General features: G+C 54.7%; 15 protein-coding genes. 13 read left to right on the top strand and 2 right to left on the bottom strand.

Features of this window, described 5'->3' with window-relative positions; genetic code table 11:
- Positions 1–162: 162 nt before the first annotated feature.
- Positions 163–993 (bottom strand): late competence protein ComER, encoded by an 831-nt coding sequence (gene comER / locus KVT34_RS07760; protein WP_217558007.1) that lies wholly within the window; start codon positions 991–993, stop codon positions 163–165.
- Positions 994–1,232: 239 nt separating this feature from the next.
- Between comER and KVT34_RS07755 the strand changes: the two genes are divergently transcribed.
- The 7 genes from KVT34_RS07755 (at position 1,233) to holA (ending at position 10,753) form a co-directional block, all read left to right on the top strand.
- Positions 1,233–1,940, top strand: coding sequence for a ComEA family DNA-binding protein (locus KVT34_RS07755; RefSeq protein ID WP_217558005.1), 708 nt, complete (start codon positions 1,233–1,235; stop codon positions 1,938–1,940).
- Positions 1,941–2,105: 165 nt separating this feature from the next.
- Positions 2,106–3,398, top strand: coding sequence for a homocysteine synthase (locus KVT34_RS07750; RefSeq protein WP_217558004.1), 1,293 nt, complete (start codon positions 2,106–2,108; stop codon positions 3,396–3,398).
- 8 nt (positions 3,399–3,406) lie between these two features.
- Positions 3,407–3,919, top strand: coding sequence for a deoxycytidylate deaminase (locus KVT34_RS07745; protein WP_217558003.1), 513 nt, complete (start codon positions 3,407–3,409; stop codon positions 3,917–3,919).
- Positions 3,920–4,276: 357 nt separating this feature from the next.
- Entirely contained in the window at positions 4,277–7,105 is a 2,829-nt protein-coding gene (locus KVT34_RS07740) for a ComEC/Rec2 family competence protein (protein ID WP_217558002.1), read from the top strand.
- 578 nt (positions 7,106–7,683) lie between these two features.
- A complete protein-coding gene (locus KVT34_RS07735) occupies positions 7,684–8,217 on the top strand; it encodes an RNA polymerase sigma factor (RefSeq protein WP_254634720.1) in 534 nt (177 codons plus the stop codon).
- Positions 8,214–9,410, top strand: coding sequence for a zf-HC2 domain-containing protein (locus KVT34_RS07730; RefSeq protein WP_217558001.1), 1,197 nt, complete (start codon positions 8,214–8,216; stop codon positions 9,408–9,410). Before KVT34_RS07735 ends, KVT34_RS07730 begins: the two co-directional genes overlap by 4 nt.
- 323 nt (positions 9,411–9,733) lie before the next feature.
- Positions 9,734–10,753 (top strand): DNA polymerase III subunit delta, encoded by a 1,020-nt coding sequence (gene holA / locus KVT34_RS07725; RefSeq protein ID WP_217558000.1) that lies wholly within the window; start codon positions 9,734–9,736, stop codon positions 10,751–10,753.
- A gap of 296 nt (positions 10,754–11,049) precedes the next feature.
- Here the strand turns inward: holA and rpsT are convergent, their stop codons facing one another.
- Positions 11,050–11,322 (bottom strand): 30S ribosomal protein S20, encoded by a 273-nt coding sequence (gene rpsT, locus KVT34_RS07720; RefSeq protein ID WP_042230156.1) that lies wholly within the window; start codon positions 11,320–11,322, stop codon positions 11,050–11,052.
- Between the two features lie 204 nt (positions 11,323–11,526).
- Here rpsT and gpr point away from each other — a divergent pair, with 204 nt between their 5' ends.
- The 6 genes from gpr (at position 11,527) to KVT34_RS07690 (ending at position 18,380) form a co-directional block, all read left to right on the top strand.
- Complete coding sequence (gene gpr, locus KVT34_RS07715; protein WP_009675370.1) at positions 11,527–12,528, top strand: GPR endopeptidase; 1,002 nt, start codon at positions 11,527–11,529, stop codon at positions 12,526–12,528.
- A 188-nt stretch (positions 12,529–12,716) separates the two neighbouring features.
- Positions 12,717–13,928, top strand: a complete 1,212-nt coding sequence (gene spoIIP / locus KVT34_RS07710; protein WP_217557999.1) for a stage II sporulation protein P — start codon at positions 12,717–12,719, stop codon at positions 13,926–13,928.
- A gap of 87 nt (positions 13,929–14,015) precedes the next feature.
- Entirely contained in the window at positions 14,016–14,528 is a 513-nt protein-coding gene (locus KVT34_RS07705; RefSeq protein ID WP_217557998.1) for a hypothetical protein, read from the top strand.
- A 91-nt stretch (positions 14,529–14,619) separates the two neighbouring features.
- Entirely contained in the window at positions 14,620–16,437 is a 1,818-nt protein-coding gene (lepA, locus tag KVT34_RS07700; protein WP_217557997.1) for a translation elongation factor 4, read from the top strand.
- A 129-nt stretch (positions 16,438–16,566) separates the two neighbouring features.
- Positions 16,567–17,718, top strand: a complete 1,152-nt coding sequence (gene hemW / locus KVT34_RS07695; RefSeq protein ID WP_217557995.1) for a radical SAM family heme chaperone HemW — start codon at positions 16,567–16,569, stop codon at positions 17,716–17,718.
- Positions 17,719–17,918: 200 nt separating this feature from the next.
- Positions 17,919–18,380 (top strand): N-acetyltransferase, encoded by a 462-nt coding sequence (locus KVT34_RS07690; protein WP_217557994.1) that lies wholly within the window; start codon positions 17,919–17,921, stop codon positions 18,378–18,380.
- The last annotated feature ends 115 nt before the right edge of the window (positions 18,381–18,495 follow it).

Here is an 18,495-nt window from a genome sequence, read left to right as displayed (position 1 = left end):
CGATTATGGTTCAACTTTACTTCGCATTTATTCGCTTCAACCGTTCCGCATCAGTCAATTAACCCCGATCTGCCAAGCGCTCTTTCCTACAAGCTTTTAAGTCTGATTGCCCGCTAATCCTACTGTTTTATCCCTCTCTATTTTACCGCTTTTTTCCACCCTCTATTGTTTTTTTGTCGTAAACACCGCTTCCACCTTTTCCAGATCCTCTTCGTATTTCGCATGCGTGATCCCGATTAACCGTTCAAACATGCCGTCCAGATCTTGCTCCATCAATTGTAATCCCTCTGCCGTAATTCCTCCCGGAACCCGCACCTTTTTTTGAAGAGAAACCGGATCGAACCCGCCCGTCGTCAGAAGCTTGCCCGTGCCGAGCGTCATTTCGGAAGTAAGAATCGTTGCTTCTTCGGGAGATATCCCTGTCTCCTTCACTGCGGCTTCGATATATTTTTGGAGAAAAAAGGACAGGAAGGCCGGTGCGCAGCTCGATAAATCGGAACTGATCCGGGTGTATGCCTCGGAGACTCTGACAGGTGTGGAAATGTGAGTCAGAAGATTTTCAATCCATTCCTTATCCTCAGGGTACATGCGCTCTCCGTGAATACACAGAGTAGATCCGCAGAGAACGTAATTGGTGATGCTTGGTATAATCTTCGTTACCTTGCAGGGAAGCTGATCTTCCAGATGCTTGAGCAGGACCGGGCTCGTAATGGATACGACGATTTGAGCCGGCTCCAGGACCGGTCGGATTTCGTCAATGACTTCCATATAATCAAGGGGCTTCACGCATAAAAAAACGACATCACGGCCCGCTGCGGCTTCCGCATTGCTGGAGGCGGCGGTTAGTCCGGCGTAGGTTTCCGCCAACCGTTGTACTTTGCCGGGAGTGCGGTTTGCGGCGCAGATTTGCTCTGGATTGAGCGCTCCCGAATGGATGAGCGCTTCGATCAGAATACTTCCCATGCTGCCTGTACCGATAAATCCCGCTTTCATCGACAACCCTCCTCATGAAATAGTCGGACAGGTCTCCTTCCGGCAATAGGACCGGTGCCGTATACCGGAACGGATTCAGTACACCCGACTCATTAAAGAAGCGGGCGCCGACAAGTTTACCTTTTTATGCAGAGACAAAAAACTCAGGAACGTTTTCTTAACGGTATGAACATTCTCACACAATTATGCCGGTTTCCTGTGTGTAAAATCGTTTATTCAAAAAATCAAAGGAGTGTTTCATGTTGAACTGGAATTTTCAGAGTTGGAAAAGCCGCGGCGTTCTTGCGGGCATTACTGTCGTAATCGCGGCAGGATTGGGAATCTGGCTGCTAGTGAGCCCGCGAGGCACCGTACCGCAAGGGTTTACCGCGTTGAACGCGGCTATGGAGCAAACGATAGAAGCGACCAAACCGGCACGGCCTTCGGAGAAACCTGCGTCATCGCCTGCGAAGGCGGAGGCGAAGGAAGAGACCGGCGCCGGGAGTAAGCAAGCGGGGACGGAGGAATCCGCGGCAGGCGCGGCTGGAGGCGGCCTGGGGCAGGCCCCGGACTCAGCCGGGAAAGAGGCGGTTGCCGATGACAAACCTGCGCAGGGGGATCAACGGCAGCCCGTCAGCGGAGGAAACGGACCGGCTTCAGGGCTGCAGGAATCCGGGAAACTCGGGAGCGGGGCGGCCGTTCCGATTCCGGAAACAAGTGCGGGAGGAGGAACGAAAGGGTCCACAGCAGACAAAAAAATCCCGGCGGGTCCCAAAATCGATATTAATACAGCCAACCTGCAGCAATTGATGGAACTGCCGGGAATCGGGGAAAGCAAAGGAAAGGCGATCCTTGCTTACCGGGAACAGCATGGGAAGTTCAGAAGGGTCGAGCAGCTGCTGGATATAAAGGGAATCGGGGAAAAAATGCTCGCGAAGATGAAGCCTTACCTGCAAATTAATCCTTGAGGGGGATTTTGGAAAGCGATAAGAAGAAAAGAAGAGCATGCGTAAATGTCGGAATTGAGAAAATCTACTAAACTTTCTTTCATTTTAGGAGGAAATATGAGAAAATAGGCCCAATCATACAGATTCATTCATTGCCACGTAAATGCGATAAAGGAGGAAAGAACCATGTCCGAACAACGTCCTTATGCTTTGGAAACCTTGGCCGTACACGCCGGCCAGCAAATCGATCCAACCACGCTTTCCCGCGCGGTGCCTATTTATCAGACGACCTCTTACGGGTTCCGCGACGCGGACCACGCAGCAGATCTGTTCGCTCTGAAGGAATTCGGCAACATTTATACCCGCATCATGAACCCGACGAGCGATGTTTTCGAGCAGCGGATAACCGCGCTTGAAGGGGGAGCGGGGGCTCTCGCGACCGCATCCGGTCAAGCAGCCATTACATACTCGATCCTCAACATAGCCGGAGCCGGTGACGAGATCGTATCGGCGTCCAGCTTGTACGGAGGAACCTATAATTTGTTCTCGACCACCCTGGCGAAGCTTGGCATCCAGGTGAAATTCGTCGATCCTTCGGATCCGGAAAACTTCCGTAAAGCGATTACGGATAAAACAAAAGCTTTGTACGCCGAAACGGTAGGCAACCCGAGAGGGGACCTGCTCGATATCGAAGCCGTAGCCGCGATTGCGCATGAGAACGGCATACCGTTGATCGTTGACAATACGTTCCCGACGCCTTACCTGCTTCGCCCGATTGAGCACGGTGCCGACATCGTCGTGCATTCCGCGACGAAGTTTATCGGCGGACACGGGACTTCCATCGGCGGTGTGATCGTAGACGGAGGCAAATTCGACTGGAAAGCCAGCGGCAAGTTCCCCGGTCTTACGGAACCGGACCCGAGCTACCACGGCGTCGTTTACGCCGATGCCGTTGGGCCGATCGCTTATATCATCAAGGCGCGTGTCCAGCTTCTCCGCGATATGGGGGCATCCATTTCGCCGTTTAACTCCTTCATGCTTCTGCAAGGCCTGGAGACGCTTCATCTCCGTATGGAGCGTCACAGCTCCAATGCTCTTGCGGTGGCGCGTTTCCTCGAAGCCCATGAAGCGGTCGAATGGGTCAGCTACGCCGGTCTGGAGAGCCACAGCTCTTACAAACTGGCGCAAAAATATTTGCCTAAAGGCCAGGGGGCTATCCTGACCTTCGGTATTAAAGGCGGGTTGGAAGCCGGCCGCAAAGTGATCGAACAGGTTAAGCTGTTCTCTCATCTTGCCAACGTGGGCGATTCCAAATCCCTGATCATTCATCCGGCAAGCACGACTCATCAGCAGCTTAGCGAGGAAGAACAGTTGAGCGCGGGAGTAACGCCGGGCATGATCCGTCTGTCTATCGGTACGGAAGCGATCGACGATATCCTGCATGACCTGGAGCAGGCCATTCTGGCCAGCCAGCAGTAGGTGCGGCGATGACGGGGCGCAAAGACTGGGACACTTACTTCATGGATATCGCCTATATGGCTTCCACGCGCTCGCAGTGCAGCCGCCGGCATGTCGGGGCCGTGCTCGTGCAGGGCAAGAAGCTTCTCGGCACGGCATACAACGGGGCACCCATGGGAGTTCCGGACTGCTCCGAGGAAGGATGCATGCTTGTCGAGGAGTACGAACTGCACGTCGCAGACGGTAAGGAAGAAATGATCCGCAAGCAGCGCTGTATCCGTACGATTCATGCGGAGCAGAACCTTCTGCTGTTTACCGACCGCGAAGACCGAGAGGGTTCCAGCGTCTACGTGACGGACCAGCCGTGCTGGACCTGCTCGAATATGCTGGCCAACAGCGGGGTGAGGGAGATCGTGTTTCACCGCCCGTATCCGAAGGACAGTGAAAAGGTGAACACCTTGATGGCTGCGAGGGGAATCGCCTTCCGCCAAATACAGGGATACGAGCCGCCCGAGGGAACGGACCACCGGATTGTCAACTGAACGAGTTTGGCGAACGGATCGTTGTCTGTGGGATGCGTTCCCCGGCAAGCTGTTAGACTGAACGGAATACATCTAGCGTGAGGAAGAACCTCCGCCGCTCCAGTAGAGCGACGGGGGTTATTTTTGTTGTCCGGTAGAGTAAAAGGACTCGGGTTGTGGCCGCCGCATGAGGGATGCGATTACTTAGTGCGGATGGGAAGGATCAGCGATTACGCGGTTTCCCTGTCTAAGCAGGAGCGGAATGATCTGGAGTCTTGGCCGCCCGGAATCCAGAAGACTCAAAAGACTAAAAGACTAAAAGACTAAAAAACTAAAAAACGAATGAGCTTATCACGCATACAGGGAGAGATATGACAAATGCGTTTAAACCGTAATGACATAGTAGGTTTGGCGGTTTTGTGGGTCATCGGCTATGCCGCGGCCATATACGCGTCCAAACCGTGGATGACCGCCTGGAGCGGCGCAGCTTTCGCCGCCGCGGCCGCGGGTGTCATGGCGCTTCGTCTGCCGAAGCGCCGATGGATCGCTGCGGCGCTTGTCGCCGCCGCAGCCTGCTGCTATTACGCCGATACGGACCGGCGTAACAGCACCGCTCTGCCCGCCGCAGCCGCGGCTGCCGCCCACGGCAGCCAGGTGAGCGTGGCGGGCACGCTGGCCTCGCCTGTCGCCGTCGACGGCGACAGAGCCTCCTTCGAGCTGCGCGTCTCGCAGCTCGGAGAGAGCGGCAGCGAAGCGGTCGCTGCCGCAGGAGCTCCGCCGGAGGAGCGGGTGCAGGTGTCCCTGCGCCTGCTGAGTCCGGCGGAGCAGACCGCCGCCGCAGCCTGGCGGCGGGGAGACCGGCTCGCCATGCAGGGCGAGCTGCAGGAGCCCGCTGCCGCGCGGAATTTCGGCGGATTCGACTACCGCAGCTATTTACGCCAGCAGGGCAAACACTGGCTGCTGGTCGTCAAAGGCGCCCAGCAGGTACAGCACGGTCCGCCGGCGCCTATATCCGCCGCTCTCACGAGTCCGCGGCTGGCGGCCGATCGCCTCCTGCGGACGACGGATGCCCTCCGCGGCTATCTGGGAAGCCGCATCGACGAGATTTTCACGCCCGAGCAGGCGGGCTTTATGAAAGGCATGCTCATCGGATTAACCGATGATATGGACCCCGGCCGGTACGGCCAATTTTCGAATCTCGGGCTGACTCATATTCTCGCGATTTCGGGGCTGAACGTGGCCGTTTTTCTGGGCGTTCTGATCTGGGTACTGAAAAGGCTGGGGCTGCCCAAAGAAACGTATCTGCTCGTTGCCGTCTTTCTGCTGCCTTTCTACATCCTTCTGACGGGAGCTTCTCCGTCCATTGTGCGGGCGGGTCTGATGACGATGATCGGTCTTCTCGCCGTCCGTAAAAACCGGATAAAAGATATATTGCAAATCGCCTGCCTCGTGGGGTTGGGGCTTTTGATCTGGAATCCCTATTATTTGCTGGACGTCAGCTTTCAGCTTTCTTTTCTGGTGACGATCGGATTGATCGTCGGCGTTCCCCGCGTTACCGCCCTTTTGCCCCTTAAGAACGGCATACTCCGCAATACTGCCGCCATTACACTTGTGTCCCAGCTTGTTTCATTTCCTGTCTCCATTTATTATTTCAATCAATTTTCACTGCTTTCCTGGCTCGCTAACGCGGCCCTCGTGCCGATTTTCAGCCTGCTCATTTTCCCGGCGGGTTTGATTGCGACATGTCTAGGACTGGTGTATGTTCCGCTCGGCCGTTTGGGTGCTTGGGTCACCGAAATGGGGACCGGATTTGTTTTCCGCATCGTCGAATGGCTGGATCAGTGGGAGGGATTCCGGACGATCTGGCCGTCCCCTTCGGTTTTTTGGATTGCGGTTTACTATCTTCTGCTTGCCGGCATTTGTGTGGGCCTCGAACGTTTGGTGCGGAGCCGCCATGTTCAAAATGAGGACGGCATTCCACAGCTTGATGTGCCTGCCCCCGGACGTAGTAAGTTTATCCGGTACGGAACGTCTTCAGCAGCCGTAATCGCGCTGGGTCTCAGCTGGTTCGGGCTTCTTTATTACGGCTACACGCCCGATCGCTGGAGCTCGGAGGCCTACGTGGATATGATTGACGTCGGACAGGGAGACAGCATCCTTATACGGACACCGGCGCATAAGTATATACTGGTAGACGGGGGAGGAACCGTATCTTTTCGCAAGCCCGGAGAGGAATGGAAGCTGCGCAGAGACCCTTACGAGGTAGGAAGGAAAACGCTGGTCCCCCTTCTGAAAAAAAGAGGTGTCCACAAACTCGATGCCGTTATCCTGACCCACGAAGATGCCGATCACAGCGGGGGACTCCAGGCTGTCCTGGAGGATATTCCGGTGGAGGCGTTCATTTTCAACGGCACCTACAAGTCCGGTCCCCAAGTAGAGAAGCTTTTCCGTACCGTTATCGATAAAAAAATACCGCTTATTTCCGCCGCTTACGGAAAAACACTCGAGATGGACAACCGGACACGGCTCGATTTTCTTGCCCCGCTGCCGGAGAACGGGCAGCTTACCGCGGGTAGGGACTCGTCCCCTGACGCATCCGGATCCGGACAACCTGCAATTCCCGATCAGCGCACGGCCGGAAAAACCGGAGCCGGGCTTGCGCCGCCAGCCGCACAGGATAATTCCGGCTCCACCGATAACCCCATTGTTCTGGAAAAGGAGCAGAACGGCGTTTCCGTCGTTTTTCTGATGGAAATGGAAGGGACGAGGTGGCTTTTTACCGGGGATATGGATGTGAAAGCGGAGCGCCGTGTCATGGAGCTTCTGCAATCGCGGAACTCCGTTCCAGGAATGCACGGAACGAAACTTCCGCAGTCCGGCACCGGCGCAAAAGAACCGGATGGTACGGAAGACGGTACTCCGCAGACTCCCGGAATCGATGTTCTTAAAGTGGCTCACCACGGCAGCAAAACGTCAACCGGAAGCGACTGGCTCGGCTACTGGAAGCCGCGGACCGCGCTTATTTCCGCAGGGGTCAAAAATATGTACAAGCATCCTTCGCCGGACGTTGTCGCAAGACTGGAAAGAAACGATATCCGGGTCCTCCGGACGGATTTACTGGGGGAGATCCAGTTGCTGCTAAAAAACGGGGAGATTTACGTCCGTTCGGTATTGTCCGGTAAGCCTGCGGTTTCGGGGGATAGTTGATCGGCGTGCCCCTAAACAGCGACGGATGTGCGCGCTCCCGTGAGAGTTTGGGATTCCGCACTGCGCAAGGCTCCCGGCGCACGGTGTTTGGCGTTACAGGGAGTGCGGCTAATACGCGCAAGCTGCACATTATACGGTGCATGACGGGGTGCTGGCGGTTTTTCATTAGCGTATGGCTGATAAGCCGTTATGCGCTGCCGCACTGCGTGCAGAGCTTTTTCCCGGTGCGAATGGAACGCGTGCCCGAATTCGCGGGGTATTGGAACTTTTTTACGGGCGGCAGGCCATTTTAAGATTGTTTTCAGCGGAAAGAAACATTTTAGCAACAATCTTGTGCTATTGTTAAGGGACGGAGTTTTTTAATGCGAAAAGGTTCGACCGGGAGTTGGGAATTGTTCGCTTATTACGCGTACTTTCCCCATTTTGTTAATAATCTCCGGCTTAAGTGTACCTGCGGAAAAATTTTTGATATTCTTATAGAATGAAAGTCCTAAATTTGATGATAAGTTGCAACATTCATGTACATAAATGCGTCTGTATAGTTGCAAGAGAGGGGGATTCTTGTGGTAGCGCCCGAAATGGTAAAAGCGGCACAATCGGGTGACCGGGAAGCGCTAGTTACCTTATTAAGACAAATTGAAACCCATGTCTACCGCACGGCTTATTACCTGCTGGGTAATGAGCAGGATGCCCTCGATGCCTCGCAAGAAGCGCTTATTCGTATTTATACGAAAATCCAGTCTTATGAAGAGAAGGCTCTTTTTAAAACGTGGGTTCAGCGTATTGTGACCAATATCTGCATCGACAAATTCCGCAAGACGAAGCCGACCGTATCCATTGAAGAACACGAACTTACGTTCACTACCCCCAAGGACGTTGAGGACGAAGTGATGATCGGTTACTTGGCGCAGGATATTCAAGAGGCTATCGAGAAACTGCCCGAGCACCACCGATCGGTCGTTGTTTTGCGGTATTTGCAGGATTTCTCCTATCACGAGATTGCGGATTGCCTGGGGCTTCCGCTGAACACGGTTAAATCCTATCTTTTTCGGGCGAGACAGCAGCTTCAAGGGTTACTTCATGAATATCAGAAAGGAGGTGTTCGGGGATGAATTGCAAAGAGGTGAAAGAGCTGATGCAGAGAGATCTCGACGGAGATTTGAACGATCTGGAGCGGCAGCGTCTCAATCAGCACGTCCAGGAATGTTCGGAATGTGGCGCCATGCTGCAGCGGCTGCGCCTGCTGTCCAAGGAATTGGAGAACCTTCCGAAAATCATGCCGCCATTCAGTATCGTCGATTCGATTCTTCCGCAGCTTGAACGGCTGGATGAAGAAAAGTCCAACCGGCGCGAAGAAGCCGCAGGTCTGTCTCCCGCAGTCGGCCGTTCCCCGCGTTCCCCGGAACAGCTTCCTTGGACTCGCCGCATAACCGCGCATGTCTCCTGGAAAACAGTCAGTGGCGTTGTGGCTGCCGGCTTTGTACTCGGGTTTTTCGCGTTCAACATGGACCGTCCGGCTCAATCGGGTCCGGCAGGCATGTTTTCGGCCTTGACCGGAACAAACACGGAAAACGCAGATACGGGGGCAAAATCGGTGCAGCCTGCCATCATTCCGAATGAGAACGGATCGGGCAAGCAAAGCGGCGGTACGGCGACGGCGCCACCTGCGTCCCATACGCCCGCAGATTCCAAAAGCACCGGCAAGTCTCAGACGGATTCAAACGGCGAAGGGAATCAGACGGATCGCACCGCATCGACCGGAGATGCAGACAAGGGAAGCGGTGCGGTACAGCAGAAATCAGGTGCCGATTCTCCGAAAGAAGAAGGGTCCCGCAAGGAACAGCCGGGAACGACTTCTACCCCGCCGCCGAATAAACAGCCGGTGACTTCTGCGAACGAAGGCAAGGCCCCGGTCGGTACCGACAATCCGACAGTGGACCGTGGGGTATCTCCAAGCCCCGGCGATACGTCCGGCGGTACTTCGGGATCGGGAGACGGACAGACGGGCGGCAAGATCGCCACGACCGATCCGGACAAGAAAGATGTCCACACGTTCACTGCCGCAGGTACCGGAGGAACGTCTCCCGACGGCAAGCTGAGCGCGAAGATCGAAGAGCGCAAGCTTACGATTGTCAAAACGGACGGAACTTCCGTTTACGTATCCGCCAAGCAGTGGAAAGAGACCGATACGCTGCGGCTTGTCGGCTGGAACGGAAACGACGAGTTCGTTTACGAAGTAAGCAGCGGCAACACGAAGCAGGAGTATATCGTCTCCTTGAAAACAAAGCAGGAGCGTGCCAAATAAGGCATGCTTCTTTTTGTGTCTGACACGCACCTTTGGCGGCTTAGCGCGTATGCTGTATTAACAATCGGTCAAAGAGAAATTATCGCAAAGCTGAGGAGAATGACAGGAGAAAACGCGGGTTTACTGTCACTCGGTCAAGAGTTTCTAGAGCTCTTCTCCGGTGTTTAAATAGATGCTGCTCGTACGGGTAATATGCGGTGGCAGCGTATTCTCTTTCTGCTCAGGCAAAGGGATTACGGCAAGACGGTGGGATTCCGTTTTGACGTAATCCCTTTGTCATTGGTAAGATGAGAGCAGGGATTTATGCAGAGGGGAACGAACGAATGGATTACAAACAAGCGATGAAAAGCATAGATGAACAAAAATTCGCTCCGGTGTACGTCACCTATGGAAGCGAATCTTATCTGATCGAGCAGTTTATCCGGAAACTTACCGACAAAATGATCGAACCGGAACATCTCGATTTTGCGGTAAGCAAATACGATTTGAATGAGGTTCCGGTGCAGAACGTCATTGCCGACGCCGAGACGCTGCCTTTTATGGTGCCGCGCAAACTGATTATCGCCGGGAATGCCCAATTTCTCACAGGCAGCAGGGACAGCGGCAAGGTCGACCACCAACTGGACCGTTTAACGGAATATTTAGGGGCTCCCGTCGATTTTACCGTCCTTGTTTTTACGGTTTCCGTGGACAAGCTCGACGAGAGGAAAAAGCTGGTGAAGCAGCTCAAAGAAAAAAAGGCGCTCGTGCCCTGCCTTCCGCTGACGGCCGAAGAGCTGCAAGCCTGGGTGCGCCGGCAGGCGAAACGGGAATCCTTCGAGCTTGCGGACGGAGTCGTCGACCAGCTCGTACTGTACACGGGCGGGCACCTTCAGTCGCTGGCCGCGGAGATCGAGAAAATTTCTCTCAACGTCGGGCGGGGAGGAACAGCGACCCCCGAGCTGATTGATTCTCTCGTGGTTCGCAGCACGGAGCAGAATGTGTTCATTCTGATCGAACAGGTGGTCCAGCTGCGGCTGGACCGGGCGTTTGCGCTCCTGGAGGAGCTCCTTAAGCAGAAAGAGGAGCCGATCAAGATCGTGATGCTGATGGCCCGTCAATTTCGGATCATGCTCCAGGTGAAGGAACTCTCCAAGCAGAGCTATTCGCACCAGCAAATCGGAGGGCAGCTTGGCCTGCACCCGTACGCCGTGAAGATAGCGGAGGGACAAGCCCGGGCTTACGATGCCGAGAAGCTGGGCCGGATCGTGTCGCAGTTGGCCGATCTCGATTTTAAAATGAAGAGCGGCGGCATCGACAAGGTACTCGGCCTCGAACTCTTTCTTCTCGGCCTGGCGGCTTAAGCCGAGCGGAGAAGCCGGCCGGAAGCGGAGCTTGCCCGGCACGAAGAGGGGATATGGGGCCGGGCAAGCTCCACACGGCGGTGCCAAAATCCAAGAGCCGATTCCCCGGGACCGGCCGCTTAGGCCGATCTTTTGGTACGGCGGGATCATCAGCGGGACGCGGGTACTCGCGTACGGCAGTCCAGCCCCGTATAGGTTGCGTTCCTTTGCGGACGGTCAGATTCGCTATGTACGCAAAAAAAGACCGGAGCCAGGGGCTCCGGTCTTTTTTATCACCTATGTGTAGGTCCTGCTTATTAGCCTTGTGCGGAAAGAGCGTTGAGCTTCTTCGCTAAACGGGACTTTTTACGGCTAGCTGCATTTTTATGGATTAATCCTTTAGAAGCTGCTTTGTCCAATTTTTTGGTAGCGTTGATCAGAGCTTCTTTAGCGGAATCTACGTTATTGCTGGCAACCGTTGTTTCGAAAGCTTTAACAGCTGTACGAAGAGCGGACTTCGCGGAAGCGTTGCGCAGGCGACGTTTTTCACTTACTTTCACTCTTTTGATCGCGGATTTGATGTTTGGCATTGACATTCACCTCCTACTTCAGGTACACAATCGAACGTTTTCCATGATTGTTGACAACTCTAAGTATTTTAACACGCTGACTTTTAAAAATCAATAGCTGACGGGGAGGCTTTCGGCACACGCTCTCAGGGAACTTAGATCGGTATAAATTAGGGTCCGTGTCCGCAAACTAGGGCCATACAGAATGGACAGGAGGAGATCTTAATGGCGGATCTTAGCGCGTATACGGTCCGGACCGATCTTGCGCTCGAGGCGAGAGAACTGGCGTCCGAAGCAAGGAAAAGCCCCGAAATACCGGGAGTGGTCTCGGATATATGGGAAGACGGCGGCATGCGCATTACCCAGATTCAGGTTTTAAACGATGAAGGAGCGCAGGCCATCGGCAAGATGCCGGGTCAGTATATGACGATCGAAGTGCCTGATTTGAGAAAAAAAGATACGCAGCTCCAAGACCGTGTAGCTACAAAGTTCGCCCAGGTGTTTGAGCAGTATTTGCAAAAAGCGGGGATCGGCAAAGATTCCAAGGTGCTCATCGTCGGGCTGGGCAACTGGAACGTGACTCCCGATGCGCTCGGTCCGCTCGTGGTTGAAAACATCCTTGTCACGCGGCACTATTTCGAATTGATGCCGGGCCAGGTCAGCCCCGGCTACCGTCCCGTCAGCGCGGTTGCTCCGGGCGTACTGGGGACGACAGGCATTGAGAGCAGCGAAATCGTCGAAGGGATTGTCGAGAAGTCGAGACCGGATCTTGTGATCGCCGTGGACGCTCTTGCTTCGCGCGCGCTGGAGAGGGTGAATACGACGATCCAGATCGCAGACACCGGGATCAATCCCGGTTCGGGGATCGGCAACAAACGCCGCGGTTTGACCCTGGAGACACTTGGCGTGCCGGTCATCGCAATCGGCGTTCCGACAGTCGTGTATGCATCCACGATCGTAAATTCGTGCATCGACATGATGCAGCATCATTTCCGCACCCAGACGTCCAATACGCATGAGATTCTCGGCATGCTGGACGATTTGCCGGAACAAGAACGGCTGTCGCTTGTCCGCGAGGTGCTGAATCCGCTCGGGCACGATCTTCTCGTCACTCCGAAGGAAATTGACGAATTTATCGAAGATATCGCGAATATCATCGCTTCCGGGCTGAATGCGGCTCTGCACGAGGCGGTAGATTCGGCGAACGTTGCCGCCTATACGCATTAAGCGGCGGCGTCTTGCGGCCGGTTCCTCAGGGAACCGGTTTTTTTGCGCGCGGGGCGGCGGATTTTTTTCAGAGAGAGTTCTAGTGAAAGAGTGAAGTTCATAGATTGGGAGTAGATAGATTCGCCGCCGCGAGGCGCGAGCTGCCTAAATCCGGACATGTACAAGCCCATTCGCTAGGAGGAATCCCCATGAAAAGGAATGCCGTCACCTTCAATCTCAGCAAAATCCGCCAAACGTTCCAGAGCGCCGGAGTCATCGGAAAGACCACGATATCGCTCAGTTTGTTTACCCTCTGCCTGTTTATCCTGCTTGGGGTCGGGAGCATACTGCAATCGAGGCTGTCCACATCTCCCGTTTCATCCATGAAGGGGCTGGCGGCTTCGGTCTCCAATCAGTTTTTTCTCGACATGCTCGGATTGGAAGTCCCTCATTTGAGGAACGACAGTCGTAAATTCACTTTTTCCCAGCAAAATATGATGAGCTTTGCGGTCCGGTTCCTGACCGATGTGAATCCCGGCGATCCGAAAAGTCTGATTGCCCAGGAGGTCCCCGGCCTGAAAGCGGACAAGAGCACCGTGCTGCGCTCGGGCAAAGACGGAGATGCAAGCGGTCCGGTCGAATACACACCCGCGGAAGGAGCGGTCAACGGGACAACCGGAGGCACGGCCCCGGAAGCATCTTCCGCCCCGTCACCCGCGCCAAGCCAGGCACCCGCGGATCAGAAGCCCAAAGGACCGGGCCGGAACATCGCTTTTATTTATCAGTCTCACAGCAACGAATCGTTCCTCCCCGAGCTCAAAGGCATCACCGATCCGGATAAAGCCTACGATGCCAAAACGAACGTGACCATGGTCGGCAAGAAACTGGCGGAAGCGTTGGAAAAAGAAGGGGTAGGGGCCGTTCATTCCGATGCTATATACCCGAATACCATTAAAGATTTCAAATATGCCTACTCTTATAAATATTCGCTCCAGACGCTGGAAGCCGCCGCGAACGCACATCCGGACCTGAAGTTTTTCTTTGATATCCACCGCGATTCCCAGGAACGCAAACGCACGACGGTTACGCTGAACGGCAAAGACTACGCGCAGGTGTATTTTATTCTGGGAGGAGACAATCCCAAGTGGAAAGAAAACGAGGCTTTTGCGGGGAAAATCCACGAGGCGCTGGAAGCGAAGGCGCCCGGCGTTTCCAAAGGCATTCACGCCAAGACAGGCCATGAGGTAAACGGGGTCTACAATCAGAACTTCTCGCCGAACAGCGTGCTGATTGAAGTGGGCGGTCCTTACAACTCTCTGGAGGAGTGCTACCGGACGGTGGAGCTGCTGGCAAAAGCGGTATCGGAAGTGATTCTCGATGCGGAAAAAGTAACGGCTCCCGCGCAAGGCAAAAAGTCGTAAGCCGCCGGCCGGTTAAGGCTGGAAGCGGAACGGACAAGGGAATGCTCCATTCAAGTGAAATTTAAATCAAGAACTGGAGGGATCATCATGCCGCGCTGGTACTGGAAGCTGTTCGTATACGGAATTATTCTTTGCTTCTGCATCATGTTCGGGGTGGACCTGGCCTCGCGCGGCATGAACCGCATCGAGGGCCCGGGAGGCGGCTCCGGGGGAGCGGCGCGAACGGGCGGGAGCGGTCCCGCCACATCCGGCTCCCTGCCGGAGGAGACGACGATCCGGACCGGAGGCGGCCGGAGCGGGGAGCGGCAGCCCGCCGCACCGAACGGGGCGCCGGGAACCGGGGCAGCCGCGCCAGAGCAGACGGCAGGCTCCGATGCGGCGGCCGGCAGCGCCGGGTCCGCCCGGGCGGCGGAAAGCGCGAACCCGCCCGCGGAAAAGCCGGCTCCGCCGAAACCGACGCCCCGTCCGCTCGGGACGGGAGATCCGCTTGAAGCCGGATCGATGAACCACCTCGGCAACAAGCTGGGAGATTTGCTGCAAATGACCGCGCAAAGCGGAATGGACGGCGTGGTTTCGATGTTCGAATGGGTCGTCAAATAAGGTAAAACGCCCCATAACGGTTTAGCATTGCCGCAGCCCCGCCGGACTGATATAATAAAAGGTACTGTATGTAACTGTGTGGGGGTTAGGCATGACTGACATTCGGCAAAGACAAAAGCAAATTCGAAACTTTTCGATTATCGCACATATTGATCACGGTAAATCTACGCTCGCGGACCGCATCCTTGAATTCACAGGAGCTCTTTCGTCCCGTGAAATGCAGGAACAGGTTCTCGACCAGATGGACCTTGAGCGGGAACGCGGTATCACCATCAAGCTTCAGGCGGTACGCCTGAACTACAAGGCCGATGACGGTCAGGAATATATCCTGAACCTGATCGACACTCCCGGACACGTCGACTTTACGTACGAGGTTTCGCGGAGTATGGCGGCCTGCGAAGGCGCGCTGCTCGTTGTGGACGCGGCCCAGGGGATTGAAGCCCAGACGCTGGCCAACGTATATCTGGCCCTGGACAACAATCTGGAGATTCTCCCGGTCATCAACAAGATCGACCTGCCGAGTGCCGATCCGGAACGCGTCAAGCAGGAAGTGGAAGACGTGATCGGGCTGGATGCGAGCGACGCGGTTCTGGCTTCCGCCAAAGCCGGTATCGGCATCAAGGAAATTCTGGAGCAGGTGTGCCAGAAGGTACCCGCCCCGCAGGGCGATCCGGACGAGCCGCTCAAAGCGCTCATCTTCGATTCTCACTACGACCCGTACAAGGGCGTTATCGTGTACGTGCGTGTCGTGGACGGCGCTATCAAGGCCGGCACGAAAATCAAGTTCATGGCGACGGGCAAAGTCTTCGACGTGATCGAAGTCGGCGCCTTCAAGCCGCGCATGTCCATCGTGGACGAGCTGAACGTCGGCGATGTCGGCTTTATCGTGGCCGGGATCAAGAACGTCGGCGACACGCGCGTCGGGGATACGGTCACGAACGCGCTCAAACCGGCGGCGGAACCGCTGCCCGGCTACCGCAAAATCAATCCGATGGTATTCTGCGGGCTGTACCCGATCGAAACATCGGATTACAACGATCTGCGCGAAGCGCTCGAGAAGCTGGAGCTTAACGACGCGTCGCTCACTTATGAGCCGGAGACGTCCTCCGCGCTCGGCTTCGGTTTCCGTTGCGGATTCCTGGGCCTTCTCCATATGGAGATCATCCAGGAACGCATCGAGCGCGAATTCAACATTCCGCTGATTACGACGGCGCCAAGCGTTATTTACCGCATCACGATGACGAACGGCGAGATTATGGAGATCGACAACCCGTCGAACTATCCGGACCCGCAGCGCATCGACTTCATTGAGGAGCCTTACGTGAAGGCGTCGGTCATCGTGCCGAACGACTTTGTCGGCGCGATCATGGAACTGTGCCAAGGCAAGCGCGGCGAGTTCATCAACATGGAGTACCTGGATACGAACCGGGTAACGCTGTCTTACGACATTCCGCTTGCGGAAATCGTGTATGACTTCTTCGATCTGCTGAAATCCCGGACGAAGGGTTACGCCTCGTTCGATTATGAAATTTCCGGGTACAAGAAATCCAACCTGGTCAAAATGGACATTATGCTCAACGGCGAGCAGGTGGATGCCCTGTCTTTCATCGTTCACCGGGACGGCGCCTACAACCGGGGCCGAATTATTTGCGAAAAGCTCAAAGAGCTTATCCCGCGGCAAATGTTCGAAGTGCCGATTCAGGCTGCCATCGGACAGAAAATCATTTCGCGCGAAACCGTCAAGGCGATGCGGAAGAACGTTCTGGCCAAATGTTACGGCGGCGACATCTCGCGGAAACGGAAACTGCTGGAGAAGCAGAAGGAAGGCAAGAAGCGGATGAAGCAGGTCGGCAGCGTGGAAGTGCCGCAGGAAGCGTTCATGGCGGTACTTCGTATCGACGACAATTAATTTGAGTGTATGACCGAGAAATAGGAGCCGCGCGCTCCTATTTTTATTGCCTTCGATCTTTTCCGCTTTTCATAGTACAATGAAGGAACGGCTTCATGCCGGACCCTTTTTGGAAAGGAACTACCCGCAATGAACACACGTTATACCGCCCCCGAGGCGGTTTATATTCATATCCCTTTTTGCACGAACAAATGCTTTTACTGCGATTTCAATTCTTATGTCCTTAAAGGACAGCCCGTCATGGACTATCTCGATGCCCTTGAGCGTGAGATGGAGCGTACGGTGCAGGCGCAGCCGCCCGGAAAAATCGCGACGATCTTCGTGGGAGGAGGCACGCCGACGGTTCTGCTGCCGGATCAGATGGCGCATTTTCTGAAACTGGTGAGAACATATTTCCCGGATCAACATGAGACTCTGGAATTTTCCATGGAGGCCAACCCCGGGACAACGGACCTCGAAAAGCTGACAGCGATGAAAGAAGGCGGCGTCAACCGCATTTCATTCGGTGTCCAGTCGTTCGACAACGGCCTGCTGGAGACGATCGGCCGCATTCATAACACGGACGACGTTTACCGGAGCTTGGAAAATGCGGCGAAGGCGGGCTTCGACAACATGTCGATCGACTTGATGTTCGGGCTGCCTAACCAGACGCCGGAAATGATGGAGAAGACCCTGGACGCGGCACTGGCCCTCGATCTCAAGCATTATTCGATCTACAGCTTGAAGGTGGAAGAGAACACTTTGTTCCACACGATGTACCACAAAAATCAGCTTCCGCTCCCGAGCGAGGACGACGAGCTGGACATGTACCTGCTCATTATGCGCCGTTTGAAAGAAGCGGGCTACGGGCAGTATGAAATCAGCAATTTCGCGCGCCTCGGTTACGAAAGCCGGCACAACACGACGTACTGGCGCAATCAGCCTTATTACGGCCTTGGCGCGGGGGCTCACGGCTATGTCGAAGGACACCGTCATGTGAATGTCAAAGGCGTTCAGCCTTATATTGACCGGACGAAAGAGGGCCTCCCGCATCTGGAAAGATTCCCTGTGACGGAACAGGAGGCGATGGAGGACTTCATGATGGTGGGCCTGCGTCTCTTGGAAGGAATCAGCGAAGACGATTTTACCGCTCAATTCGGTGTTCCGGTGGAGGAGAAATTCGGGAAGATTCTGGATGACCTGATTAGACGGGGGCTTCTGGAACGCACCGGAAACAAGATCCGTTTGTCGGAACAAGGAATTTTGTTCGGCAACGACGTGTTTGCTTCCTTCCTCGAATAGCGGCAGGAAAGAGCGTGGCTGCGCTCGTCCTTTACAGATCAACATCCCTTCAAAATTTTACAAAAATCCACTTGTGCGATTATGCATGCTGATGTATATTTATTCAATATACCTATTCCGCATAACAAATTGTACAAGTGGTTTTTTTGTTTTATTTTTATTTTTCATATATTTTCAGCAGGCGAATGGTGGGATGCGAGATGACAGTGGCTTGCCGCAGAGCAACGGAAGACGATATAGAAGAACTCGTACATATTATACAAGGATATGCACGCCAGGGGATTATGCTCCCCCGAGACCGCGAGATGGTGCGGCAGCATTTGGATACTTTTATAGTGGCGGAAGACGAAGGCGCGCTGATCGGCTGCGGGTCGCTGACGAGACTCGGCGAGAATCTGGTGGAAATCCGCTCGCTGGGCGTTTCCGAGGATTACAAGGGGCAGGGCGTCGGTACCAAGCTGGTGGACTCCTTGCTGGAGGAGGCGCAGCGCCTGTCCGTTACGAAGGTAATGGCCCTCACATACGAAGTGAAATTTTTTCAGAAAAACGGCTTTAGAATCGTGCCGAAACATATCTTTCCGGAAAAAGTGTGGACCGATTGCATCCACTGTAAAAAACAGTACTGCTGCGACGAGATTGCGGTACTCCGGGAGTTGGATTGAACTTGACAACAGGCCGAAAGGTCTGTTATTTTTGTAATAGGAATTAGCACTCGTTAAGGTTGAGTGCTAACGAAGCGGATCGTGCCTGTGGGGCACATTCATGCGGCGGTCTACC

It is taken from the genome of Paenibacillus sp. GbtcB18 (assembly GCF_019091125.1).
Classification (GTDB): Bacteria; Bacillota; Bacilli; order Paenibacillales; family NBRC-103111; genus Paenibacillus_F; species Paenibacillus_F chitinolyticus.
This window is presented reverse-complemented; position numbering and strand designations above follow the sequence as displayed.